This window comes from Legionella resiliens, assembly GCF_021344005.1.
In the GTDB taxonomy this organism is placed as follows: domain Bacteria; phylum Pseudomonadota; class Gammaproteobacteria; order Legionellales; family Legionellaceae; genus Legionella; species Legionella resiliens.
In genome coordinates, this window is the sequence record NZ_JAJTND010000004.1 from 615,214 (window position 1) to 636,567 (window position 21,354).

The window sequence follows — 21,354 nt, forward strand, 5'->3', positions numbered from 1 at the left end:
TGCACTCGCTGTTCTATTCATTAAACACCTGCCCCACCTTTTTGTTTTTTCTTGATACATAAGTTAAATATGAGGATAATTTATTATGCAATATCCATTGTCAAAATGAGCAAGTAGTCTTATAATTGCACACCTCCAGTTTAAATTTAAGTTTTATATGACTCAAAAAATTACTCTATTTAAAAAATCGTATTTCAAAAATCTAATTGAAAAACAAGAATTTTTAACCCATCCTTATGCCGCTTCTGTGTGGGATGATATGGTTACTCATAAAGATACAAGAAAGGAAATGAAAAAGGATCCTGATTTTAAGGTGTTCTCTTCATATATTACGTCTCGATTTGCTTATGAACACGCTAAACTATTTGATGCAAAGTTAAGAGGAGGCGCAGCAAAGGAACGTGCTGATAAAATTGAGGCTAAGCTCCAAGAAAAAGCAAGTGTTGAAGAACAAATAGAATCTCTAATAGGCTTAGAACAGTTGATTAAAGAGGATATAAACCAACATTCTTCTCAAGAGGATAAAATTAAAGCGATTCGTCGATGGAAGGATGCAGCAGTACTTTTATGGAAAAAAGAAAATTACGAAGGATATTCTCTAGTGTGTCAAGCCTTAGCTTCAATTGATAAAAAATTGAAAGATCTTGCCAATGACGATACAAGTGCTGAGGAGCATTTAGAAATTCGGGAAATATTAGGATTTTATATTAGAGAAGATATAACAAAGCACGAGTCCCAAAGTGCTCAAATTAATGCTTTTCATCGATGGATGGAAACAGCGCTTATTTTAATGAAAAAACAGGATAATCCTGAGGGATATTTATTAGTACGTGATAATTTAAGATCAATTGATAAAGAGCTTGATTTGACAAAAAATAAAGCTTTTAAGCCGTATCTTAAGATGTACCAGCAACTTTTCCAACCTAATGCCGCTTTGGATGCCGCACTTATCGATTATGAATTGCGAAAAAAATATGTTGCACTTTCATTAGAGGATTTTAGAAACCCTAAGGGATTAGAATGCTTTAATAAGGCTAGCCCAAATCTTAAAGCGTACCTAAATTTTAGAGAATCTTTACATAAAAAGCTCATAAAGGAGATTAATGAAGCTAAAGGAGACGATAAAATTAAAGTATTTTGCCACTGGGTTGATATCCTACTTGAGCTAAAAAACAAACACAATTATGAAGCACTTGTTTATTTAGGAATCTACTTACAAACTGTAGATAAAGTAATGGAAGAAGAAGGTTTTCCTAAATCTTATCGTGAAAAGTATGAACAAATAGTAAGAGCATCTAATCCCTCAGGTCTTAAAGATAGAATGGATCAAGATCAGTCTCCTTACAAATTTACATCCATTTTTTCTGTGTCCAGGAAGTTAATTTTAATTGAGGGAAATATTGAATCTCTAAAAATGAGATTGGAGGAGGCAGTTGGGGCGGCAAAAAAAGAACTTAATCAATCATATGCAACTTTGTGCGCTGAAAAAAGTAAGGGCATTGAGCATATCCCTGGAGAGATAAAAAATTCCGAGAAATCTCTTATAGGTTCTTCAACCACTCCGAAGCATTTGCAAACTAAATTTGATGAGGTTCGGGAAGCATTTAATAAGGAACAGGAAGCATACGGAAATAGTCGCGAAGTAACAGCAGTAATATCACCCTCCTAATATTTGGCAGCAAGGTAGATTGTGTCTCTTAGCACAATCTACCTTGCTGTACTTTATCGCAATTTGTTTTAGCGAGGTAGGTCGGGTCAAAATGACCCAACCTATTCAATGACATGCCCTAATCATTACTGCAAAATATTTGTTTTTATCTTTTGCGAAATTTATAAATGAAAATTTTTATTGGCGATGGAGTCATTATCTAAATAAAGAACGTAAAATAATTTTTCTTAATATTCTCGAAGACTTAATGTTAATTTCAGTGTTTATACCTCGATGTGGGATTTACAGCTTATTTTCTTGCGTCTATGATAATTGTACGTAAATCAAAAAATAAATCATTTATGTCACCACGAGGCGGAAAAAGAGCGGGGGCAGGGCGTCCCAGGGGTGAGCCTACCAAAGCAGTTCGTCTTCCGGTAGCTCAGATTGCTGAATTAGAGCAATTAAAAAATCATCCTGATTACCAATTGCCGGTATTCGCAAGTAAAATTCAAGCAGGATTTCCATCACCTGCGGATGATTACATTGAGGGATATCTCGATTTAAATGCCAAATTCATTAAACATCCATCTTCCACATTTGTTTTACAAGCTACAGGGGATTCCATGGTGGATGCGGGTATTTTTTCAGGGGATTGGTTGTTAGTGGATAGAAGCCTGGATCCCTCTGATGGGCGTATTGTAATTGCGGCAGTCAATGGGGAACTCACAGTAAAGCGTCTTTCAAAAAAAGGGAGTAGGGTACAATTACTTCCTGCCAATCCCAAATTTAAACCCATTGATATTACAAAAGACTGTGAGATGGTGATTTGGGGTGTGGTCACTTTAGTGCTTCATGAGCTGGCCTAACATGTTTGCTCTAATCGACTGCAATAATTTTTACGCCAGTTGCGAACGTTTATTTCGCCCGGACTTAAGGGATGCTCCTATTGTGGTGTTATCCAATAATGATGGATGTTGCATTGCGCGTTCAAATGAGGCTAAAGCATTGGGCATCGCAATGGGTGAGCCTTATTTTAAGATTAAAAATTTGTGTGCACAGCATGGTGTGGAAGCATTTTCTTCGAATTACACCCTTTATGGCAACATCAGTCATCGAGTGATGTGCACCATTGAAGAAAGCTGGCCACATGTAGAAATTTACTCGATTGATGAAGCCTTTCTTGATTTAAGAAGTTTACCTGTCGCTCATCATAATACTTTTTGCCAGGATTTACAGAAGAAAATCTTAAAGCACATAGGAATACCCACTTCCATAGGCATTGGACCTACTAAAACATTAGCAAAAGTGGCCAATCATTTATGTAAAAAGGTCTTTAAGATTCCGGTATTTAATATCACATCGAATCGTGAGCAATTATTAAAGCAGATTTCAATAGGGGACGTATGGGGAGTAGGGCGGCAATGGGAAAATAAATTAATCGCCAGAGGTATTCATACTGCCTATGATTTGGCAACAACCAATACGCATCTTTTAAAGAAGAGTTTTAATGTGGTTCTAATGCGTACCGCAATGGAGTTGCAAGGAATTGCTTGTGGTGGTTTAGAGGGTATAGAACCTAAGCAAAGTATCATGTCGTCTAAAAGTTTTGGACAGATGCAAACACAACTCGGCTCAATTGCGGAATCAGTAAGTAGTCATTGTGCACGCGCAGTGGAGAAAATGCGTCAACAACATTTGGTGGCGCAACGTATGTTTGTTTTTGTGCATACCAACCGGTTTCGAGAGGATTTGGCACAACACGTTCAATCCATAGAGTTTCGTTTTATTAATCCAACGGATGATTTGCGGTTAATTACCAAAATCGCCAAGCGATGTCTGCAACGTATTTTTAAACCAGGGTATTACTATAAAAAAGCAGGTGTATGTCTTGAGGATTTAATTCCTACAAACCCACGACAGCGGGATCTATTTCATCAGCCAAATGATGAGCAACTCCGCCACACGGAACAATTAATGAGTATTTTTGATCAAATCAATCAAAAATATGGAAGAAGCACAATTCATTTAGCCGCTGAAGGTTATTCAAAACCCTGGGACGCGCGAGCAGAACTTAAATCACCTGCTTATACCACTCGATGGTCTGATGTTCCTCAAGTTCGTATGTATTGAAGAGTTTTATGAATGAATCAAAGCATAAGAAAATGAATCCGATAAGAAAAATCATTCATATTGATATGGATTGCTTTTATGCTGCAATTGAAATGCGTGATTTTCCTGAGCTTGTGAATAAGCCAATCGCGGTGGGAGGGGCGGCGGACCGAAGAGGGGTTATTGCAACGTGCAATTATGCGGCACGAGCATTTGGTGTACGCTCAGCCATGCCAACAGCACAGGCATTGAAATTATGTCGTCACCTCATCTTACGACCTGTACGCATGGAGGTTTATCGAAACGAAAGTCAGTACATTAGAGCTTTATTTGAAGAATATACCGATCTTATTGAACCTTTATCTTTGGATGAAGCCTATCTTGATGTGACGGAGTCCACCCATTGTAAGGGGAGTGCTACGTGGATGGCACAAGAGTTACGTGCGCGAATTTATCAGGAGCGGCAACTTACCGCAAGCGCAGGAATTGCGCCAAACAAGAGCTTGGCGAAAATTGCCAGTGATTGGCATAAACCCAATGGGCAAAAGGTGATTAAGCCAGAAGAAGTGGCTTCATTTATGATTGATTTACCCGTGCGCAAATTATTTGGCGTAGGCCCAAAAATGGAAGAAAGGCTAAAAACATTGAATATTAAAACATGTGGGCATTTGCAAGATTATTCAATGGACTATTTAATTAATGAATTTGGTGTTATGGGGCAGAGGCTATATGATTTAGCACGGGGAATTGATGAGCGCCCAGTTAATCCTGAGCGAATTCGAAAATCCATTAGTGTTGAAGAAACTTATTTGCATGATTTACCGGATGTAAAAGCGTGCTTCGCTGCTTTACCTGAATTAATGATTCGACTTGAAGCACGAATTCAGCAAGCTGGAGCATTGTCTTCAATACACACTCTTTTTGTTAAATTAAAATTTAATGATTTTCAGCAAACCACAGTGGAGTGCGTGCATGAGCATCTCGATTTAAATATTTTATGCCAACTCATACATGAAGGTTTTTTAAGAAAACGTATGCCGGTAAGATTGTTAGGTATAGGAATCAAATTGAAGCAAGAGAAGATTTATGAAGGCATTCAACTACCCTTATTTTAATTTAGTGGCATTAATACGATCTGCTTAAAAGCAGTATGAAAGAAACAAAAAAGTAGCGGTTACAACTCATCAAGCCTTAATGATTGTTTGAGGGTCCAAAAACTCTGCCAAGGATCTTCTTTTAATTTTTTTAAACGTTTGGGTAGCGTTTTAATGGTAAAGCTATTTTCTTCTTTATGATTGCTCAATTCATCCCAGGATAATGGGGTTGCAACAGGCGCATGAAGTCTTGCTCGAGTAGAATAGGGGCCTATAGCGGTAGCCGTACGCTGATTGCGTAAATAATCAATAAAAATTTTGCCACCACGTTTTGATTTTGTCATTTTGCTGATGTAGTTTTTGGGATTTAATTTTTCTAAAAATTGGACAAATATGTGGGTAAACTGCTTGACTTCTTCCCACTCGTATTCAGGCAAGATGGGAATGACCACATGAAGTCCTTTTCCACCAGTACTTTTTACAAACGATTTCAGCTTATATTGATTTAAATGGTCGCGAACATCGAGTGCTGCTTTAACTACATCTGCCCAAGGGACATCAGGAGCTGGGTCTAAATCAAGGATAATGATATCGGGCTCTTCTAAATGTTTTATGGTGCTGCCCCATGGATGTATTTCTAACACACCCATTTGGACAAGACTTAATAATCCTTGTTGATCATTTAAATAAATGTATCGTTCATGCTCCTCGTCTTTGGGATCATCGATGGGGTGAAGTGCTTTTTCAGTAGCCTTATTATAATGGCGTTGGTAAAAACACTCATTGTAATGGGACGGACAACGTACTAAGGTTAAAGGTCTTAAAGTTAAGTAAGGGAGAATATAATCGCTTACTTCTTCATAATAGGTAAGTAGATCTTTTTTCCTAATCCCATCTTCAGGATAAAGAATTTTATCGGGGTTGGTCACGGTAAATGTCGATTTTTTGGTGGTTTTATGTGTGCTTTTTTCTTTTTCAACCTGTTTTACGGGAAGTTCAGATTCACGAACTATTTCAATGGCTTTTTTATCCAATCGCATTCCTTTAAAGCTCGGATGACGTAAATGGCCGTCTTCAGTCCACTCTGTAAATTCTACTTCACACACTAAAACAGGTTCTAACCAATGTGCTTGAGAGAAACCAGGAGGTTTGCTTGTGAATGGGTTGGTTTGCCCTTTATTTTGTAATAGCAGTTGGTTGATTTCATTTAATGATTTGCTACTAAATCCTGTTCCTACATTCCCTGCATAGTCCAACTTACCCTCTTTATTGTATATGCCTAGAAAAAGTGAGCCAAAATGCGCTCGTCCTCCTTTAGGGGGAGTATAACCACCAATGACGAACTCCTGTCGTTTAAGGCATTTAATTTTTAACCAGTCTTTGCTGCGTTTGGAAAGGTAGGTGCCCTTCACACGCTTTGAAATAATGCCTTCTAAAGCATGTTTGCATGAATATTCATAAAGCTCTTTTCCTTCTTTAATGATATGGTCACTGTAATGAAGGCGAGGAATATTAGCAGTTAGAATATTTTTTAAAATGGATTTGCGCTCTATTAAGGTTAATTTTCGTAAGTCATAGCCTTCAAAATACAGTAAATCAAAAAGAAAATAGATGAAGGGTGCTTGTTCTTTATTCTTAATTGAATTTTGTAACAGTTGAAAATCAGAACGTCCTTCAGCATCTAATATGACTACTTCTCCATCGAGAACAATTTGCTTAAAAGGAAGGAGAGCTACAGCATCGGCAATAGGTTGTAAATCCTGGGTCCAATCTTTATTATTACGTGATTTTAAGGTGACCTCAGATCCATTTTTAAAGGCTAAAATCCGATAGCCATCCAATTTAATTTCATGGGCCCATTGATTTCCTTCAGGTGTTTTGTCAACTAAAGTTGCAAGTTGTGGCGCAATAAACTCGGGGAAATTCGTTTTGCTTATTCCTTCAGGTAAAACAATGGTCGGTTTTGTTATCGCTCTATGTTTTGTTTTTTTTGATTTGACGGCTTTAGCTTCGGAGTTTTGCCAGACATGGGTGTAATGTTCTGCAATTTCCTCTATCGAATGGTTTGATTTAACGCTTTTCGTTAAAGCGCGCGTAATATCATAGTCATTCTCTTCTTTGGCATACTCATCCTGATATTTAATTAAAAACCAATGCTTCTCATCTTTAAAACGAATTAAATCCCAGCGTCCTTTTAATTTTTGAGCATGGAGATTAAAACGCAGGTGGCCTTTTTCATAGGCTTTATAGGGATCATCATCCAAAGGTTCCCATGTTCCTTCATCCCAAAGCATCACAGTACCACCACCATATTGCCCTTTAGGGATAATGCCTTCGAATGAGCCGTATTCAATGGGATGGTCTTCCACATGCATGGCTAAACGTTTCGTTTTGGGGTCAAGACTTGGGCCTTTAGGTATGGCCCAGCTTTTTAAGACACCATGCAGTTCAAGGCGAAAATCGTAATGGAGATGGCTTGCTGCATGTTTTTGAATTACAAAGAGACGAGAGTGGTCTTTAGTAACCTTGCCTTTGGGTTCTGGAGTTTTGGTGAAATCTCTTTTTTTATGGTATTGATTAAGGCCCATTACGTACCTTCTTATTTTTTAGCACTTTTTTTAAGTACAGGGGATTTGTCTGATTTTTTCTTTTTCATACTTTCTTTCAACAGAGATACAAAATCCACTACCGCATCATGACTTCGAGTGGGTTTAGTCACTTTCTTGCCTTTTTGGCTTAATGATTTAATTTGTTTATCCAACCATTTTTGCATCGTTTCGCGGTATTCATTATGATATTTTTCTGGCTCCCAAGAGGTACTCATATCATTGATTAAATCTACCGCCATCTTTACTTCTTTGTCCGAAATTTTATAGTTTTTTATATTTTCTTTTGGAACATTTAGTTCTTCTTCGGAGCGTAAATCTTCTTTAAAATGAATAAGGTATAAAAGAAGGGTATGGTCATGGGGAAGAATAATACTTAAATATTCTTTAGTCCGTAATATGGTTTTAGCGATACCTACTTTATTTGTTTTTTTTAAAGCTTCACGTAAAAGTACATAAGCTTTTTTATTTTTTCCTTCAGGAATCAAGTAATAGGGCTTCGTGTAATATAAGCTATCAATTTCTTTACTATCCACAAATTCTTCGATATCAATGGTCTTAAAGAGTTCGGGGCTTGCTTTTTCAAACTCTTCTTCATTGACAATAATGTAATTGCCTTTATCGTATTCATAACCTTTAACAATTTCATTCCATGGCACTTCTTTTCCTGTTTCTTCATCTACTCGCTGATAGCGTACCCGTGCATTCGTTTTGGAATTTAACAAATGAAAGTGAATTTCATTATTTTCTTCTGTAGAAACCAATGAAATTGGAATAGAGACTAATCCAAAAGAAATATCACCTTTCCAAATTGAGCGCGCCATCCGTATCTCCTTCTTTTTTACATGAAAACGGCCTTTAGGAATAACACTGCTGATTGTTTAATTTTAGACCAAAAATGAATTTTATAATGAAATAGGATCCCTTTTTCCAATAAGTAATTGATTTAGTTTTGCTATGATTAGGTTATCGATTTTTTTTATTTAAAAACCTTATGACCAACCGTGCTGCCATAAGATGGTGTCTTAAAGGGTCTGGAAATCCCCCAGTAATACAATACATGCTTTTGGACAGTAAACTTGATTATTTAATCTACCCAAAAGAATGTATTGTATACGATGTAAAAGATACTGTTTACCAAGTTATTGAAGACATAGAGAGTCATTCTCTCAATACTCCCCTGGAAATATATTATAAATCCATCAATGAGGGATATGGTCGGCATCGAAGAGACTCAGGACAATTCCATCGTTTTCTAAAAAAACTTTTAAATAGGAAAAACTTATTAAAAGCAAATCACCGCTTGGCTTTTGTATTAAAAAAAGAACAGCTAAAACTATTTAAAGACGCCCTTTATTTCCTAGACATTGATTCCAAAAGCCGTGGTAATGCCTTTATAGTCTATTTATGGATGATTGCTTTGAAGGCGACTCGTAGCCGAGTCACTCACGTTATCAAACAAATCTGGAAGGCTCGATTATCGATTCACCGTATGAATAAAATGCATGAAAAAATGTTCGAAGAATTTTATTCTCTTATTCATCATAATAAATAAATGATAGGCATTTTCTTAAGGGGATTAATATGGAGAACAGCAAGCGTAGGTTGGGTCATTTTGACCTGATGGGTCGTCAGTTTTTCATTTTAAATTTCTCTACGTACCCCGCTTTATGTGCGGTATCCAGAACGATATTTTAAGATGCCGCTGAGCATTTCTATAGCAAGATCTCCTGGATACCGCGCATAAAGCGCAGTACGTAGGCGAAAAAATTAGTGGAGGTTTCTCATCAAAAAACTGACGATACCTCAGGTCATTTTGCCCCAACATTCTTTTAAGCATTTTGCTTTATCAAGTCTGATTAAGTTGATTTTTCTTAAGTACATTTGCCTCTTCGGGAAGCGTTTTAAAGCCCCTATTTTGGAGGACACTAAGGGAACAAAATAATCTTTAGCATTGTTTTCAATAAAAACCAAAACCTTCTCATTCTTTACTTAGCCGGGTAATTTGTCTGTCATGTTCCTAGCGTACTGAATTTGACTCATAAGTTTGATGTGATAGGATTAACTATTGTCAATAGGCGATTTTTTAAGAAAATGGCCCACTCGGCTCAATTATTTAAAAAACCGAGAATACATTGATAAAAACTGAGCTAATCGAATAATCGCACTCTTATTCCTCCTATTAGGAGACTAGTTAGGCTAAGAAAGATCACTCTGTTTTTTTATTTAGGGATAGCCATGATATTAAAAAATTTATTGATTGCCAGCGATTTCTCAAAACATGCCGATTGGGCTTTGCAGCGTGCTCTTGATTTAGCAAAGACAAATCAGGCTCAGATTCATTTCCTCCATGTTGTAACATCTCCATTAAGTCGTATTGTGCAGTCTTCAGATACGGAATTGCAGCACAAATTTTTGGCTGAAAAGAAAGAAATCGAAGAGCAGATTTTAAAGAAATTAAAAAGTAATACACTTAAACTCTTTACCAACACGGCAGTGGTATTGGGTAGGGCTTCTGATGAGATTGTCCGATATGCTGATGAAAACCATTGTGAATTGATTGTTGTTGGTGCCCATGGACGTTACTATATTAATGAGTATGTTTTAGGCACTACTTCCGGCTCCGTCATTAGCCAAAGCCATGTTCCTGTGTTGCTGATAAAAAAAGTACCTGATTTTGCTTACAATCGGATAGTGATAGCAACAGACCTTACAGAAGCAAGCAAAGAAACAGTACAATTTACGTTTAACCGCTTTCCCAAGGCTATTTTTCAGTTGTTACACATCATTAATATTCATAACCAAGAATTCTTCAATCCAACCGACATAAGTGAAGAATTTGTAGACCCCAAACAACCTAAAACAAAAGGTATTTTTGAAAAACTGGATGATTTTCTAAATCAATGTCAGGTCGATAAAAGCAAGTTTGAGAAAAAAATTATAGGCGGCTACTATGCTGATTGCATTATTAGACAAGCCCAAAAATGGAATGCTGATTTGTTGGCATTTGGCACACAGAGTAAATCGAGATTGCATTACTTATTTATGGGGAGTGTTGCAAAACGAATTCTTCATCTTAGTACGGTGGATATGCTTGCTGTACCTCCAAAAAAACCAACGAAATGACTGACTTTAAACACAATTAATAGCAAAAATTATAGAAAAGGATAAGATTTAATCCAATGGGCTTTCCGAGTAGGATTAAATCTTATCTTAGTTTGGAGTAGAGATAGAGTTTGTAAATTGTTTATCTAGCTTTCCACTTTTATTGATACTTTTTGTATATTTTTATTATTCTCATTGTTTTTAATTTAAAATTGTTCTTATTCCAATTTTTAATTATTTATCTACAATGGTTTGCTTACGGCATCTGTAAATAATTTTACCAGTAACAAGATCGATGATTTCTCCATTAGCTCCTGAAGATTCTAAATCACATTGTACGCTCAAATGAACCTTCAACGGATCAACTTTTATTCCCGTAATTTTAGATATTATGTGATTCCCAATTTTAACTCGAGCTTCGTAGATATCTTTCACCGTAGATAAGAACATATAGATGACCTCCATTTAACATTTTGATCAAAAATTAGACACGCTACTTTAAGTATAGCTCAAAATCTCATGAGATGTGTGGGGCAAGGAGGATGAATAAAGATTTACTACTTAAGTAAATGATTTATTTTGCGTTTTTGGTGCTAAGTATTTCACCTACTCTGTCAAAAGTGGTCGTGTATTACCGGAGTAGGGGATTGTTGCAAAGTCTGCTTGTACCATTTCTAGGCAGTAGACAAAAAATGCAAGACCAGATCCCAGATATACTGACAAGTGATATAATTTAAAAATAAACGCTTCCGTTATTTGAGTATTATTTAGATGATTAAAGCTTTTCCAAATGAATTTCGTTTCTGTTTCAAACCAATGAACAAATCTCAACATGAACTTATTAGGGAATGGATTCATCAGCCACATATTAATGAATGGCTTCATGGGGATGGTCTAAATAATACGATTAAAGACATTGATCAATTTTTAAATGATGGGAAACCGTGGGCTACTCATTGGATAGCCTATGATAATGAAATCCCCTTCGCTTATTTAATTACTTCTGAAATTGGGAAATCAGAAGAATATCTTTTTGGTGCGGTTACATTAGATTTATTCATTTGCAGATTGGATTATATCGGTAAGGGATTGTCAGTGCAGATGATTCATGAATTTCTCTTAAGCCAATTTTCTGATGCCAAAATAGTCCTTATTGATCCAGAAGTATCAAATGAACGGGCAGTGTATGTCTATAAAAAAGCTGGTTTTAAAATTGTTGGCGAATTTATAGCCTCTTGGCATCCAGTGCCACACTATAAAATGCAATTGGATATTGAAGAATTAAAAAAACAAAAAATTAATAGCATAAGTCAATTTTTGTAATATTCAATTTCTAGGTAGTAGACCTTGAGCAAGACATGTTCCCAAATGTTATTTTTTATAAGTTTAAAATCAATTTCTTTAATGTTGGATTAAAAGTAATGTTGATTAATAAAATCATACTTTATTAATCATTAATGTGCTTTATGTTGATTAATAAAAGAAATTTATTCATCCTGAAACGATTGGCTACCTTGGGAATTTGCCTAATTTTACTTGGGACTCATTAGCAGGATTGACTTAATATCCGTGCTAATTCATAAGGTTTCGCCAGAAATGGTGAGTGTCCAGACGGGAAAGGTTAAGATTCTTTCATTATCAAACCCAAAGCGTTTTGCTATATCAAGTTGTGATTCAGGATGCACAACCTTGTCATGATTGCATAAAATATAAGTACTTTTATTTAAAGATTTCCGGTTAGCAACTGCTCGTTGAGGAGTAAGGTCGGGTAGTTTATTTTTAGGTTTAATACGTTGGCTTGCAAATATTTGATCTTCAAGAGTGCAGTCATGATAAAAAATATTTTTAGAAGCTTCAGGGTCAATAGCGCTCCACAATGGATTTTCTGTATGGATGAATATAGAAGGGAGCTCCGAATTATTATATGCAACAGCCATATCAATTAAAGATTTTCCTTCTCTCGGAAGCCAAGCTGCCAGATAAAAAGCATGATGGATTTTATGTACATATTTTTCTACAAGGGGTGCTGCGAGCAATCCTGCAAAGGAATGTACTACCAAACAAAATGGATTATTTATTTTATGGATCTCAGCTTCAACACTATCTTTCAAAATTTCAAAATTAATATCGTTAATTTCTGAAAATCGAGAGCCACTTCCAGGCAAATCAAATCGACTGACTGAATGACCTTGTTTGTATAAATGAGGAACTAATTTGTCCCAACACCACATACCATGCCAAGAGCCATGAACTAACAAATAATGCATATAATTCATCCAGTTACTATCTACCAGTCAGGGTGTTAGTATATTTTATTTTTGGTACTCTCGCTGCAAATTTAATCAATTGGATTAGACTCGATTATTTTGAGAACATAGAACATAATCGAAAACCCCTTATTAGAATGAACTAATTTGGGGCTTTTTCATCATTTAGGCAACATCAACACTAATCTTATCGTTATCAATACGTACAGGATATATCTTCAGATTTTTAGGTTTGCTAAGCTTGCCAAGTACCGTTCCAACAGCAGGTGGCCAGGGGGACCAGCATTCAGGTTGGCCTGTCTCAAGATTAAAGGCGCTTTTGTGAAAAGGACAAACGATAGTGTTTTCATCCGTAATGACACCTTTAGTCAAAGGTAATTTGAAATGGGGGCATTGTGAGGCAATTGCATGTACAGTGTCATTATGCCAGATCAATAAAATTTTATGACCATCAATGGTTTCGCAGTGACGTCCCTGTTGTTGCAGTTGATTTAGTGAAATTGTTTGTTTCCAAGACATGGTAATTATAATCCCTCGTAGTTTTTTAAAATTTTTCTAGTAAAATGAAAAACACATTGAAAATTAGCATCGGCTATAAGATAGTTTTTAATTGAAACTAATACAAGATGTAATTGTCTCTAATCAATCTGTTCCATTATTCAAATTAGTTACATTAATTTAGAGGGTAAAAATAAATAATCACGACTTTTTCCTTAGGGAACCCGGCCTGACAGTCAACTGATATTCATCGAGCAGGATGCAGACCATCGGCATTAAGCTGAATGAATAATCATTTGATAGATTAAAGATTGTCACCTCGCAAAGTTTACGCCTAGATCAATTGCTGGAGAAACAAATTGAATATTTTGCTAGTTATAGGGCTTTTTATAATAGGGCTTGTATTGGTGATTTATTTTGCTGAGAAATTGGTAAAGGGAGCCGTGGGGACTTCTGTCAGTTTTGGAATGTCTACCTTTTTCATCAGTGTTGTTTTTATTGGTTTCGATCCAGAAAATCTGGCCGTTGGTGCAGCTGGGGCTTTTAATGAAATGTCTGGTATTGCTTTAGGTTCCATCATCGGCGCCACCATGGTAGCGATTGCATTAGCCTTTGGCATCACTGCATTAATTGTACCGATGACATTTAAGCAAACCCCAAAACGTATTCTTATTTTACCTAATCTAGCTATTGTTCTATTGGGGTTATTAGCATTGGATGGTGAACTTTCGAGAATTGACGGGTTGATCCTATTCGTCAGTTTCATTCTCTCTGTAGCCGTTCTCTTATGGTTCAATAAAAAAGGGTATGACATCAAACCATCCCATGAACTTTCTGAAACTATAAACTCAGTCAAAAAAGAAGAACGGTGGAAATCTTTAGGATTACTTCTCTTCTCCCTTGCAGTTATTATTGTGGGTAGTGAGCTCATCGTTATGGCATCCAAAACCATGATTAGTTACTTTGGACTTTCCGGCACCTTTTTCGGAATGATTATTCTTGCATTTTTGGTGAGTATTGAGGAAATCGCTCGAGAATTGCCTGCAGCACTTAAAGGAAGAGTGGAAATTAGTTTTGGTAACGTGGTTGGTTCAATTTTTGCGTTTTTTTTATTTAATGCAGGCATTATTTCCATGATAAAACCGATTAAGGTCGATCAGCACACATTAATTTTCTATCTGCCTTTCTGTTTGTTCACCATGATCGTAATTTCTCTTTTCATGTTAACACAGCAGATATCACGATGGATGGGAGGAGTCTTGGTTTTTTTGTATCTAATCTTCGCTGCAGGGGGATATTTTTTATAAGAATTTCAATAATCGCGCGGTCGTTTTTTATAATGGAAATTTATATATTTTCTCAAATTTATCGGTATTTGTTTCCTGGGTATTTTCACGGAAAGTATTTAATGCCAGCCTAACCCGGCAACTAACGCGCAAAAAAGGACAACAATCCAGGCTGGAACACGCCAAAATTGCAGCAGGATGAAAGCGGTCATTGCTAACAAATAATCATTCAAGGAAAAAATCGCACTTGTCCAAACAGGTTGATAAAAGGCCGTTAATAACAAACCTACCACTGAGGCATTGATTCCAAGTATGGCTTTTTGCATTGATGGATGTCGACGCAAGTTTTCCCATAAAGGCAATGCTCCGACTATGAGTAAAAATGAAGGCAAAAAAATAGCAACTAAGGCAATGAGTGCGCCAAGCCATCCATTTGGGGTATTTGTTGATATGGCACCAAGGAAGGCTGCGAAAGTAAAAAGAGGACCAGGTAATGCTTGGGCTGCACCGTAGCCCGCAAGAAAAAGAGAATTATTAACCCATCCATTTGGAACAACCTTGGCTTGTAAGAGAGGTAAAACCACATGTCCCCCACCAAAGACCAAAGAACCAGCACGATAAAAGGCATCAAACAGTTGTAAGGGATAGTTTGTGATATAAAAAGACAAAAGCGGTAATAAGGTGAGTAAGATAAAGAAAGTAAGTAATACGATAATCCCTATACGTCTACTGAGTTTAATAGTTAATTCACTGGTGGGAAGCGATTTTTCAGATGATAGAAAAAAGAAACCAAATAGCCCCCCAATGATTATCATCAATATTTGCCCACTAGCATAAGGGATAATACTTGAACCTATACAAGCCAATGCCGCAAGGCTTACTCTTATTTTATCCGGACATAAAGAAACGCTCATTCCCCAAAGTGCTTGAGCAACTACAGCTACAGCAACTACCTTTAATCCATGTATCCATGGTGGATTATCATGAATGCCCATCTTGATAAGAGTTAGACCAAATATCACCATCAGCAAAGCAGAAGGTAAAGTAAATCCAAGCCAGGCAGCGACAGCACCACGAACACCTCCTTTGGACAGGCCTAGTGCGATACCAACCTGGCTACTCGCGGGTCCTGGTAGAAATTGGCATAGCGCAACCAAATCCGCATAAGCATGGTCACTCAGCCATTTTAATCGACCTACAAACTCATCACGGAAATAACCAAGATGTGCTATAGGACCACCAAAACTGATACATCCCAATTTAAGAAAAATCAGGAAAATTTTTGCTATTGTTACTGGTTCTTTTTTATGCTCTTGGTCAATCAATAGCTCTCTCCATACCCAGATAATATGGATCCTTTTTTGGGAATCACAGAAATCATTGTGGTTTGGCAACTATTCTTATCTGCTTTGAGGATAGATACAATTGCCATATGAATTGGTTTGTTGGGAACTTATCTCCATTTTAGAATTAGAGGGGGCTTGTGAGTAGTGGGTAATGTATGTCCTGATGGCCAACCCAGAATAATTGGAGCTACGGCAGTCATTTTTTTAGGTATCTCCAACTCTTTTTTCCATTCTGGTAAATTTAATGCTGGAACTGCAAACCCAACAACACAGGAAGAAAGGCCGTAAGTAAGCGCAGCAAGCATTAAATTTTCAGCCGCTAACCAGCAGTCAGCACTGACAAATTGTCCTTTAAAAGTACTATATATAACAATTAAAGTATGTGCATTATAAAATACATTGAATTCTTTTTGTTGCACTACTTGCAAAACATGCTCTTCTTGTAAGTCTATATTTTTCTTTTTCTCCTTTATTGTTAACAGCTTGGCACTTTCTGAAATACGATCTAATAAAGACTTATTCTGAATTACTACAAATCCTCTGGATTCTTCATGAAGCGCTGAAGGAGCATGTATTGCCGCATCCAGGAGCTGATGAATAATCTCTGAGTCGACTTTTTGAGGTAAAAAATTACGGACAGCTCTTCGATTATATATTGCATCCATTACATCAATTTTGTAACGATTGACTGATTCTGCATTTTCCATGGCCTGCTTTTCCTTTTTCAGTGTTTCACCTAGGTTATTATAGCAAAATTTAGAAGCTATATGATTGATATACCAAGCTTAAATCGTTATGTCGAGTTCATTTCATTATCGCACCACCTATCAGGACATCTGCCATTTTGAATGGCAGTCTCAGCTACTTCATTGCTGTGTCGAATTGCTCCAATTGATTAATTCTTTTTTTAATTGCCCAGCAAGTTGTTCAACTGCACTTTGGACGCATGGAGAAAGAGTAGAGTCTAAAACAATAGCATCTATTTCAATTCCATATAAAATAATATTGTTGGGCAAGGTATTGAGGGCACTGGCTAACTGAAGCGCTTGCCAAACGCCTATGCCGTGAGTTGAGAATTGATTCGCTGGCTCCAAAATATCATCCTTATTAAACCGATGTATCGTTCCTATTACATTATTTGATTTTATTGCGTCAATGAGAAAGACCGTGTGAGCATTATTTATTAATTCAAGCAGACGAATTCCTGGACGATCGTGACTTTCTATCATCACATATGGGGCGACCTTGGAAGGTAAGACGATTTGCTGCTTTAAGATTTCTATTACTTTCCACCCAGCCTGATCATCCCCAAAAGGGGAGCCAATACCTAAAACTTTTATCAGATTCACTCTCGGCTCACTTTAATTTTTAAAAAATGTGTGGAACAAGAAATGCAGGGATCATAATTTCGTATAATCATTTCGCTGTAAGAGCGTAACGAATTTTCATCTTTATCCAAACCTAATTGATCTAAGGAAATAGCGAGATCTTCCTCAATGCGCGCTTGGTTTTGGCTGGTAGGCGGGACAATGCGGGCTGTTTTAACATGGCCTTTTTTATCAAATTGATAATGCTGCCATAAAATACCTCGTGGTGCTTCCGTACACCCAATGCCTATCCCGGAACGCGGTTTGATTTCCTGAGGGGAAGAGTCTTGGGGCATTTCATACCGTTCCAAAATACGAATGGATTCTAAAACACAGTAATAAATTTCAACAGCCCTGGCAATGATACTTTGGTACATATTATGAGAAGGGAAATTAATTTTTAAATTTTGTAACAATAGATGTATGGGTATTGGCAAGTGACCAAAACAATTATTGACTCGTGCTAGTGGTCCCACTAAATAAGGTTTATTTTGCAATAAACAATGTAAGGCATTGGAGTAGGGAACTTGGCTTTCTTTGAAGTAGGCATCGAACTCATCAATGCTAATATTTAATCCATGATTTGATACCAAACTGCCTTCGTTAAAAGGGTATTCAGTAGGATGATACAATGAAACATAAGTAAAATCGTGCGAATTATTTGGCAAGGTAAGCTTAGCAAGCCAGCAAATTAATGCTTCACAGTCTTCAATTCTTGCTTTTGCATTTTCTAATAGTAAATTTATTTCCGAAAAGGAGGGTGCCTTATAAAATCCACCCACGCAAGCCCCAACAGGATGAACAGAGCGACCACCCAATAGTTTAATTAAATCATTACCAAATGCTTGAAGACGCATACCTCGGCGTACTTCTTCTGGATGGACTTTTGCCATTTCGGGCGCTGATTTGAAACCTAAAAAATCGGGCAGTGCTAAAAAATGAATATGCATGCTATGGCTTTCTAACCACTCGCCGCAATAAAACAAACGACGCATGGTGCGCACCCAAGAGGTTGGTTGAATACCAAAACAATTTTCTATTGCTTGGGTAGCACTCATTTGGTAGGCAACAGGGCAAATACCACAAATGCGTGCCACAAAATCCAGCACATCAGTATAACTTCTTCCTTCAAGAAATTTTTCAAACAACCTGGGTGGTTCATAAATTTTCAATTTTAATGTTTTAATTTTATTGTTATGAATTTGCAGTTCTAGTGCTCCCTCACCTTCTACTCGCGCTATGATGGGAACATTAATTGAGATATTTTTACTCATTGGTGATTTTAATTCCCTTAAAATAGTTTCCTGCTGTATTAAATGCAGGAGCTTGATTATTAATATGGAAAAATTTTTGGGAAACGGCTTTTTTACTCATTCCAAGATGTTCAAACCAATTACCCAGAGAGAGGGGGTTGGCGTTGTCTTTTGGTCCATAACAGGCATAACATCCTCGTCCAATTGATGGACAAAGAGAGCCGCAACCTGCTTGGGTTACTGGTCCCATACAAGGTTGTTTTTGGGTCACCAGCACACATACATTTCCTTTACGTTTGCACTCCATGCACTCAGAGTCTCGCTTGATACGTGGGGATGCATTGGATAATAAAAAACGAATGGCCTCTAATACTTGTTTTCCATTAACCGGACAGCCCCATAATTCCCAATCTACTTTGACATGATGGGAAATGGCAGTTGAAGTGCTTAGGTGGCTAATATAATCTGGCGATGGGTAAATATTGCTCATCCATTCTTTGGAGTTATTCACTTGGCGTAGGGCCTGAATACCCCCTGCAGTAGCACATGCGCCAATCGTAATAAGGTATTTGCTGTTTTCTCGGATTTTTTTGATTCGCACTTCTTCTTCTGGCGTTGAAATACTGCCTTCTACAAAGGCTATGTCTATTGTGGCATCAAGATCTACTGCTCCTGCTTCAGCAAAATGCTCGATATCAACCAGCTCTGATAAAGTAAGCAATGCCTCTCCAGCATTTAAAAATGCCAGTTGACATCCATCACATGATGTAAATTTATGCACTGCCACACGTGGTTTCATAGTCGTTAAAATCCTGGTACCTTAAATAATTCCTTAATTTCTGAATATGCAAAAATAGGACCATCTTTGCATATAAAAAATCCACCATATTGACAATGACCACACTGTCCAATCCCGCATTCCATATTTCGTTCCATACTCAAATAGATGTTATCTTCAGAAATCTCTTTCTTCTTAAGCAGATTGATCGCCGTGTGCATCATGATTTCGGGTCCACACATCATTACTACAGTATTTTCTGGAGTTAGATTGATTTTATCAATCATATCCGTTACATAACCAACGCTCCATGGCCATTTGGGGCCTGCTTGATCTGCCGCAATATGAATTTTAGTATCCGGTGCTTTTTCCCATACCGCATATTTTTTTCTAAAAATAAAATCATCACTGTGTTTCACACCTTGTAAGATACTTAAATTACCGTATTGTTTTCTTCTTGCTAAGATATAATCAATAATAGACACGGAAGGCGCGCATCCAAGCCCTCCTGTGATCACAATAATATCCCTATTTTGTGTTTGCTGAAGAGGCCAACCGCGGCCATAAGGACCACGAACCCCGATTCTATCTCCTTCTTGCAATTTCTGTAATGCTCGGGTCACTCGACCTACAGCCCGGATGGTGTGAGTCAAAATATGTTTTTTTTCGGGATCAGATACAATGGAAATAGCGACTTCGCCAACCCCATAAAGGTAGAGCATATTAAATTGGCCTGGATAAAAATTAAATGTGTCATGAAGTGATGCATCAAGAAAACGTAAATGCAGGGTAAAAATGCTAGGTGACTCCTGGATACGTTCTATAATTTCAGCTTCAAGGGGTACATAAGGATCATTGGGTTGAATCACTTTGTTTACTCCTTACATTGGATTCACCTGAAATCGCTGCTAATTCTTCAGTAATGTCAATTCCGACTGGACACCAGGTCATACAACGGCCGCAGCCCACGCAGCCACTTGTATCAAACTGATCAAACCAGCTGCCTACTTTATGAGTTAGCCATTGCCTGTATTGTTTTCGAGTATCCTCACGGATTATTTTTCCATTCAAATTACTATGGCCTGTCGTAAAACAAGAATCCCACTCCCGTTGATGCTCACTTTGGGTACCGTCTAAGCTCGGTTTTTCTACTTCAGTATGGCAAAAACAAGTAGGACATACCAAAGTGCAATTCCCGCAAGAGAGGCATCTTTCTGCTACCTCATCCCAGCGGGGGTGATTTAAATTGGAAAACAATAAATCACGTAATTCACGTTTGTTATTTAATGGGATTCTTTTGGTTTGCATTGCACCGGCTTGCGCAACATTTTTTATTGACTCATTGCATTGGGCAGGTTTAGCTTCGATTAAATCCAAATTGCTAATAATTTTTTCACCACGCTCACTACCTGAGATGACTACAAATCCATCAACAATTTCAGTCATAAGAATATCGAAAGGGTTCCTCACTTCAGGCCCGGTTCCTGCTGAAACGCAGAAACAATTTTCAGAGGAGTACGTACAATGTACGGCAACGATAAATAATTGCTCACGGCGTTTTTTATAGCGTGGATCAGGATGTGCACTCTCAATAAATACTTTATCCTGAATATTCATTGCTACTAAATCGCAAGATCGTGCGCCAATGAGTGCAACGGGCATTTCCTCTGCTTGATGTGGTTTAAACGTTAATTTTCCCTCTGTGTTACGCTCTACTTTCCATACTGTTTCCTGGGGTTTAAATAATACGGGCTTTATCGCTTGAGGCCCATTAGCAAAAGCAAAAGCTTTGTCTTCTGGAATTTTTTCTAAAGTGTAACTACCTGGAGTTTGAATATCGCGCATACCCCAGGGCAACTGATCTGCATGTTTGAGTACATCATAAACAATAGCGCCATCTCGCATTTGAGGGCCAACACAGGAAAAACCAGCATCTTGTAATACTTGAAAGAGGTTTTGCAATTGCGTGTAAGGTAAAAAATACGATGTCATAA

General features: G+C 37.3%; 20 protein-coding genes. 8 read left to right on the plus strand and 12 right to left on the minus strand.

The window, feature by feature from the left end; all coding sequences use genetic code 11:
- The first annotated feature begins 157 nt into the window (after nt 1–157).
- From LXO92_RS08165 to dinB, 4 genes are all read left to right on the plus strand, one after another.
- On the plus strand, nt 158–1,669 hold the full coding sequence (locus LXO92_RS08165; RefSeq protein WP_182352166.1) for a hypothetical protein: 1,512 nt from the start codon (nt 158–160) through the stop codon (nt 1,667–1,669).
- Nucleotides 1,670–2,010: 341 nt separating this feature from the next.
- Complete coding sequence (locus LXO92_RS08170) at nt 2,011–2,517, plus strand: LexA family protein (RefSeq protein ID WP_182352167.1); 507 nt, start codon at nt 2,011–2,013, stop codon at nt 2,515–2,517.
- A complete protein-coding gene (locus LXO92_RS08175) occupies nt 2,504–3,781 on the plus strand; it encodes a Y-family DNA polymerase (protein ID WP_182352168.1) in 1,278 nt (425 codons plus the stop codon). Before LXO92_RS08170 ends, LXO92_RS08175 begins: the two co-directional genes overlap by 14 nt.
- A gap of 32 nt (nt 3,782–3,813) precedes the next feature.
- A complete protein-coding gene (gene dinB, locus LXO92_RS08180) occupies nt 3,814–4,875 on the plus strand; it encodes a DNA polymerase IV (protein WP_232890914.1) in 1,062 nt (353 codons plus the stop codon).
- 59 nt (nt 4,876–4,934) lie between these two features.
- Here dinB and ligD read toward each other — a convergent pair whose 3' ends face one another.
- Together ligD and ku are read right to left on the minus strand one after the other, a co-directional pair.
- Nucleotides 4,935–7,442 carry a DNA ligase D gene (ligD, locus tag LXO92_RS08185; RefSeq protein WP_182352170.1) on the minus strand — a complete coding sequence of 836 codons (2,508 nt, stop codon included), beginning with the start codon at nt 7,440–7,442 and terminating at the stop codon, nt 4,935–4,937.
- Nucleotides 7,443–7,453: 11 nt separating this feature from the next.
- Entirely contained in the window at nt 7,454–8,284 is an 831-nt protein-coding gene (gene ku / locus LXO92_RS08190; RefSeq protein ID WP_182352171.1) for a non-homologous end joining protein Ku, read from the minus strand.
- Between the two features lie 170 nt (nt 8,285–8,454).
- Here ku and LXO92_RS08195 point away from each other — a divergent pair, with 170 nt between their 5' ends.
- Together LXO92_RS08195 and LXO92_RS08200 are read left to right on the plus strand one after the other, a co-directional pair.
- Nucleotides 8,455–9,015 (plus strand): hypothetical protein, encoded by a 561-nt coding sequence (locus LXO92_RS08195; protein ID WP_232890757.1) that lies wholly within the window; start codon nt 8,455–8,457, stop codon nt 9,013–9,015.
- Nucleotides 9,016–9,698: 683 nt separating this feature from the next.
- Entirely contained in the window at nt 9,699–10,586 is an 888-nt protein-coding gene (locus LXO92_RS08200) for a universal stress protein (RefSeq protein ID WP_182352172.1), read from the plus strand.
- 213 nt (nt 10,587–10,799) lie between these two features.
- Here the strand turns inward: LXO92_RS08200 and LXO92_RS08205 are convergent, their stop codons facing one another.
- Nucleotides 10,800–11,015, minus strand: coding sequence for a hypothetical protein (locus tag LXO92_RS08205; RefSeq protein ID WP_182352173.1), 216 nt, complete (start codon nt 11,013–11,015; stop codon nt 10,800–10,802).
- A gap of 321 nt (nt 11,016–11,336) precedes the next feature.
- Between LXO92_RS08205 and LXO92_RS08210 the strand changes: the two genes are divergently transcribed.
- On the plus strand, nt 11,337–11,888 hold the full coding sequence (locus LXO92_RS08210) for a GNAT family N-acetyltransferase (protein ID WP_232890758.1): 552 nt from the start codon (nt 11,337–11,339) through the stop codon (nt 11,886–11,888).
- Nucleotides 11,889–12,142: 254 nt separating this feature from the next.
- Here LXO92_RS08210 and LXO92_RS08215 read toward each other — a convergent pair whose 3' ends face one another.
- Together LXO92_RS08215 and LXO92_RS08220 are read right to left on the minus strand one after the other, a co-directional pair.
- Complete coding sequence (locus tag LXO92_RS08215; RefSeq protein ID WP_232890759.1) at nt 12,143–12,832, minus strand: alpha/beta fold hydrolase; 690 nt, start codon at nt 12,830–12,832, stop codon at nt 12,143–12,145.
- Nucleotides 12,833–12,997: 165 nt separating this feature from the next.
- A complete protein-coding gene (locus LXO92_RS08220) occupies nt 12,998–13,351 on the minus strand; it encodes a Rieske (2Fe-2S) protein (protein ID WP_232890760.1) in 354 nt (117 codons plus the stop codon).
- 338 nt (nt 13,352–13,689) lie between these two features.
- Between LXO92_RS08220 and LXO92_RS08225 the strand changes: the two genes are divergently transcribed.
- A complete protein-coding gene (locus LXO92_RS08225; RefSeq protein ID WP_182352176.1) occupies nt 13,690–14,637 on the plus strand; it encodes a sodium:calcium antiporter in 948 nt (315 codons plus the stop codon).
- Between the two features lie 98 nt (nt 14,638–14,735).
- Here LXO92_RS08225 and chrA read toward each other — a convergent pair whose 3' ends face one another.
- The 7 genes from chrA to LXO92_RS08260 all read right to left on the minus strand — a co-directional run bounded on the left by chrA (nt 14,736) and on the right by LXO92_RS08260 (nt 21,352).
- Complete coding sequence (gene chrA, locus LXO92_RS08230) at nt 14,736–15,941, minus strand: chromate efflux transporter (protein ID WP_182352177.1); 1,206 nt, start codon at nt 15,939–15,941, stop codon at nt 14,736–14,738.
- A gap of 128 nt (nt 15,942–16,069) precedes the next feature.
- Nucleotides 16,070–16,669: a nitroreductase family protein gene (locus LXO92_RS08235; protein WP_232890761.1), complete on the minus strand. Its 600-nt coding sequence runs from the start codon at nt 16,667–16,669 to the stop codon at nt 16,070–16,072.
- A gap of 159 nt (nt 16,670–16,828) precedes the next feature.
- Nucleotides 16,829–17,311: a hydrogenase maturation protease gene (locus tag LXO92_RS08240; RefSeq protein WP_182352179.1), complete on the minus strand. Its 483-nt coding sequence runs from the start codon at nt 17,309–17,311 to the stop codon at nt 16,829–16,831.
- The gene (locus LXO92_RS08245) at nt 17,308–18,603 is read right to left on the minus strand and encodes a Ni/Fe hydrogenase subunit alpha (RefSeq protein WP_182352180.1); all 1,296 of its coding nucleotides are present in this window, start codon (nt 18,601–18,603) and stop codon (nt 17,308–17,310) included. The genes LXO92_RS08240 and LXO92_RS08245 overlap by 4 nt, the downstream gene beginning before the upstream one ends.
- A complete protein-coding gene (locus tag LXO92_RS08250; RefSeq protein ID WP_232890762.1) occupies nt 18,596–19,381 on the minus strand; it encodes an NADH-quinone oxidoreductase subunit B family protein in 786 nt (261 codons plus the stop codon). Before LXO92_RS08250 ends, LXO92_RS08245 begins: the two co-directional genes overlap by 8 nt.
- Before the next feature lie 5 nt (nt 19,382–19,386).
- A complete protein-coding gene (locus LXO92_RS08255; RefSeq protein WP_182352182.1) occupies nt 19,387–20,229 on the minus strand; it encodes an FAD/NAD(P)-binding protein in 843 nt (280 codons plus the stop codon).
- A complete protein-coding gene (locus LXO92_RS08260) occupies nt 20,213–21,352 on the minus strand; it encodes a 4Fe-4S dicluster domain-containing protein (RefSeq protein WP_232890763.1) in 1,140 nt (379 codons plus the stop codon). The genes LXO92_RS08255 and LXO92_RS08260 overlap by 17 nt, the downstream gene beginning before the upstream one ends.
- Between the last annotated feature and the right edge of the window lie 2 nt (nt 21,353–21,354).

Bases quoted from the DNA above. Each gene is read 5' to 3' on its own strand.
- LXO92_RS08205 (WP_182352173.1), bottom strand. From the start codon at position 11,015: ATGTTCTTATCTACGGTGAAAGATATCTACGAAGCTCGAGTTAAAATT.
- LXO92_RS08215 (WP_232890759.1), bottom strand. From the start codon at position 12,832: ATGCATTATTTGTTAGTTCATGGCTCTTGGCATGGTATGTGGTGTTGG.
- LXO92_RS08165 (WP_182352166.1), top strand. From the start codon at position 158: ATGACTCAAAAAATTACTCTATTTAAAAAATCGTATTTCAAAAATCTA.
- LXO92_RS08235 (WP_232890761.1), bottom strand. From the start codon at position 16,669: ATGGAAAATGCAGAATCAGTCAATCGTTACAAAATTGATGTAATGGAT.
- LXO92_RS08210 (WP_232890758.1), top strand. From the start codon at position 11,337: ATGATTAAAGCTTTTCCAAATGAATTTCGTTTCTGTTTCAAACCAATG.
- LXO92_RS08220 (WP_232890760.1), bottom strand. From the start codon at position 13,351: ATGTCTTGGAAACAAACAATTTCACTAAATCAACTGCAACAACAGGGA.
- ku (WP_182352171.1), bottom strand. From the start codon at position 8,284: ATGGCGCGCTCAATTTGGAAAGGTGATATTTCTTTTGGATTAGTCTCT.
- dinB (WP_232890914.1), top strand. From the start codon at position 3,814: ATGAATCCGATAAGAAAAATCATTCATATTGATATGGATTGCTTTTAT.
- LXO92_RS08200 (WP_182352172.1), top strand. From the start codon at position 9,699: ATGATATTAAAAAATTTATTGATTGCCAGCGATTTCTCAAAACATGCC.
- ligD (WP_182352170.1), bottom strand. From the start codon at position 7,442: ATGGGCCTTAATCAATACCATAAAAAAAGAGATTTCACCAAAACTCCA.
- LXO92_RS08175 (WP_182352168.1), top strand. From the start codon at position 2,504: ATGAGCTGGCCTAACATGTTTGCTCTAATCGACTGCAATAATTTTTAC.
- LXO92_RS08195 (WP_232890757.1), top strand. From the start codon at position 8,455: ATGACCAACCGTGCTGCCATAAGATGGTGTCTTAAAGGGTCTGGAAAT.
- LXO92_RS08250 (WP_232890762.1), bottom strand. From the start codon at position 19,381: ATGAAACCACGTGTGGCAGTGCATAAATTTACATCATGTGATGGATGT.
- LXO92_RS08260 (WP_232890763.1), bottom strand. From the start codon at position 21,352: ATGACATCGTATTTTTTACCTTACACGCAATTGCAAAACCTCTTTCAA.
- LXO92_RS08245 (WP_182352180.1), bottom strand. From the start codon at position 18,603: ATGAGTAAAAATATCTCAATTAATGTTCCCATCATAGCGCGAGTAGAA.
- LXO92_RS08170 (WP_182352167.1), top strand. From the start codon at position 2,011: ATGTCACCACGAGGCGGAAAAAGAGCGGGGGCAGGGCGTCCCAGGGGT.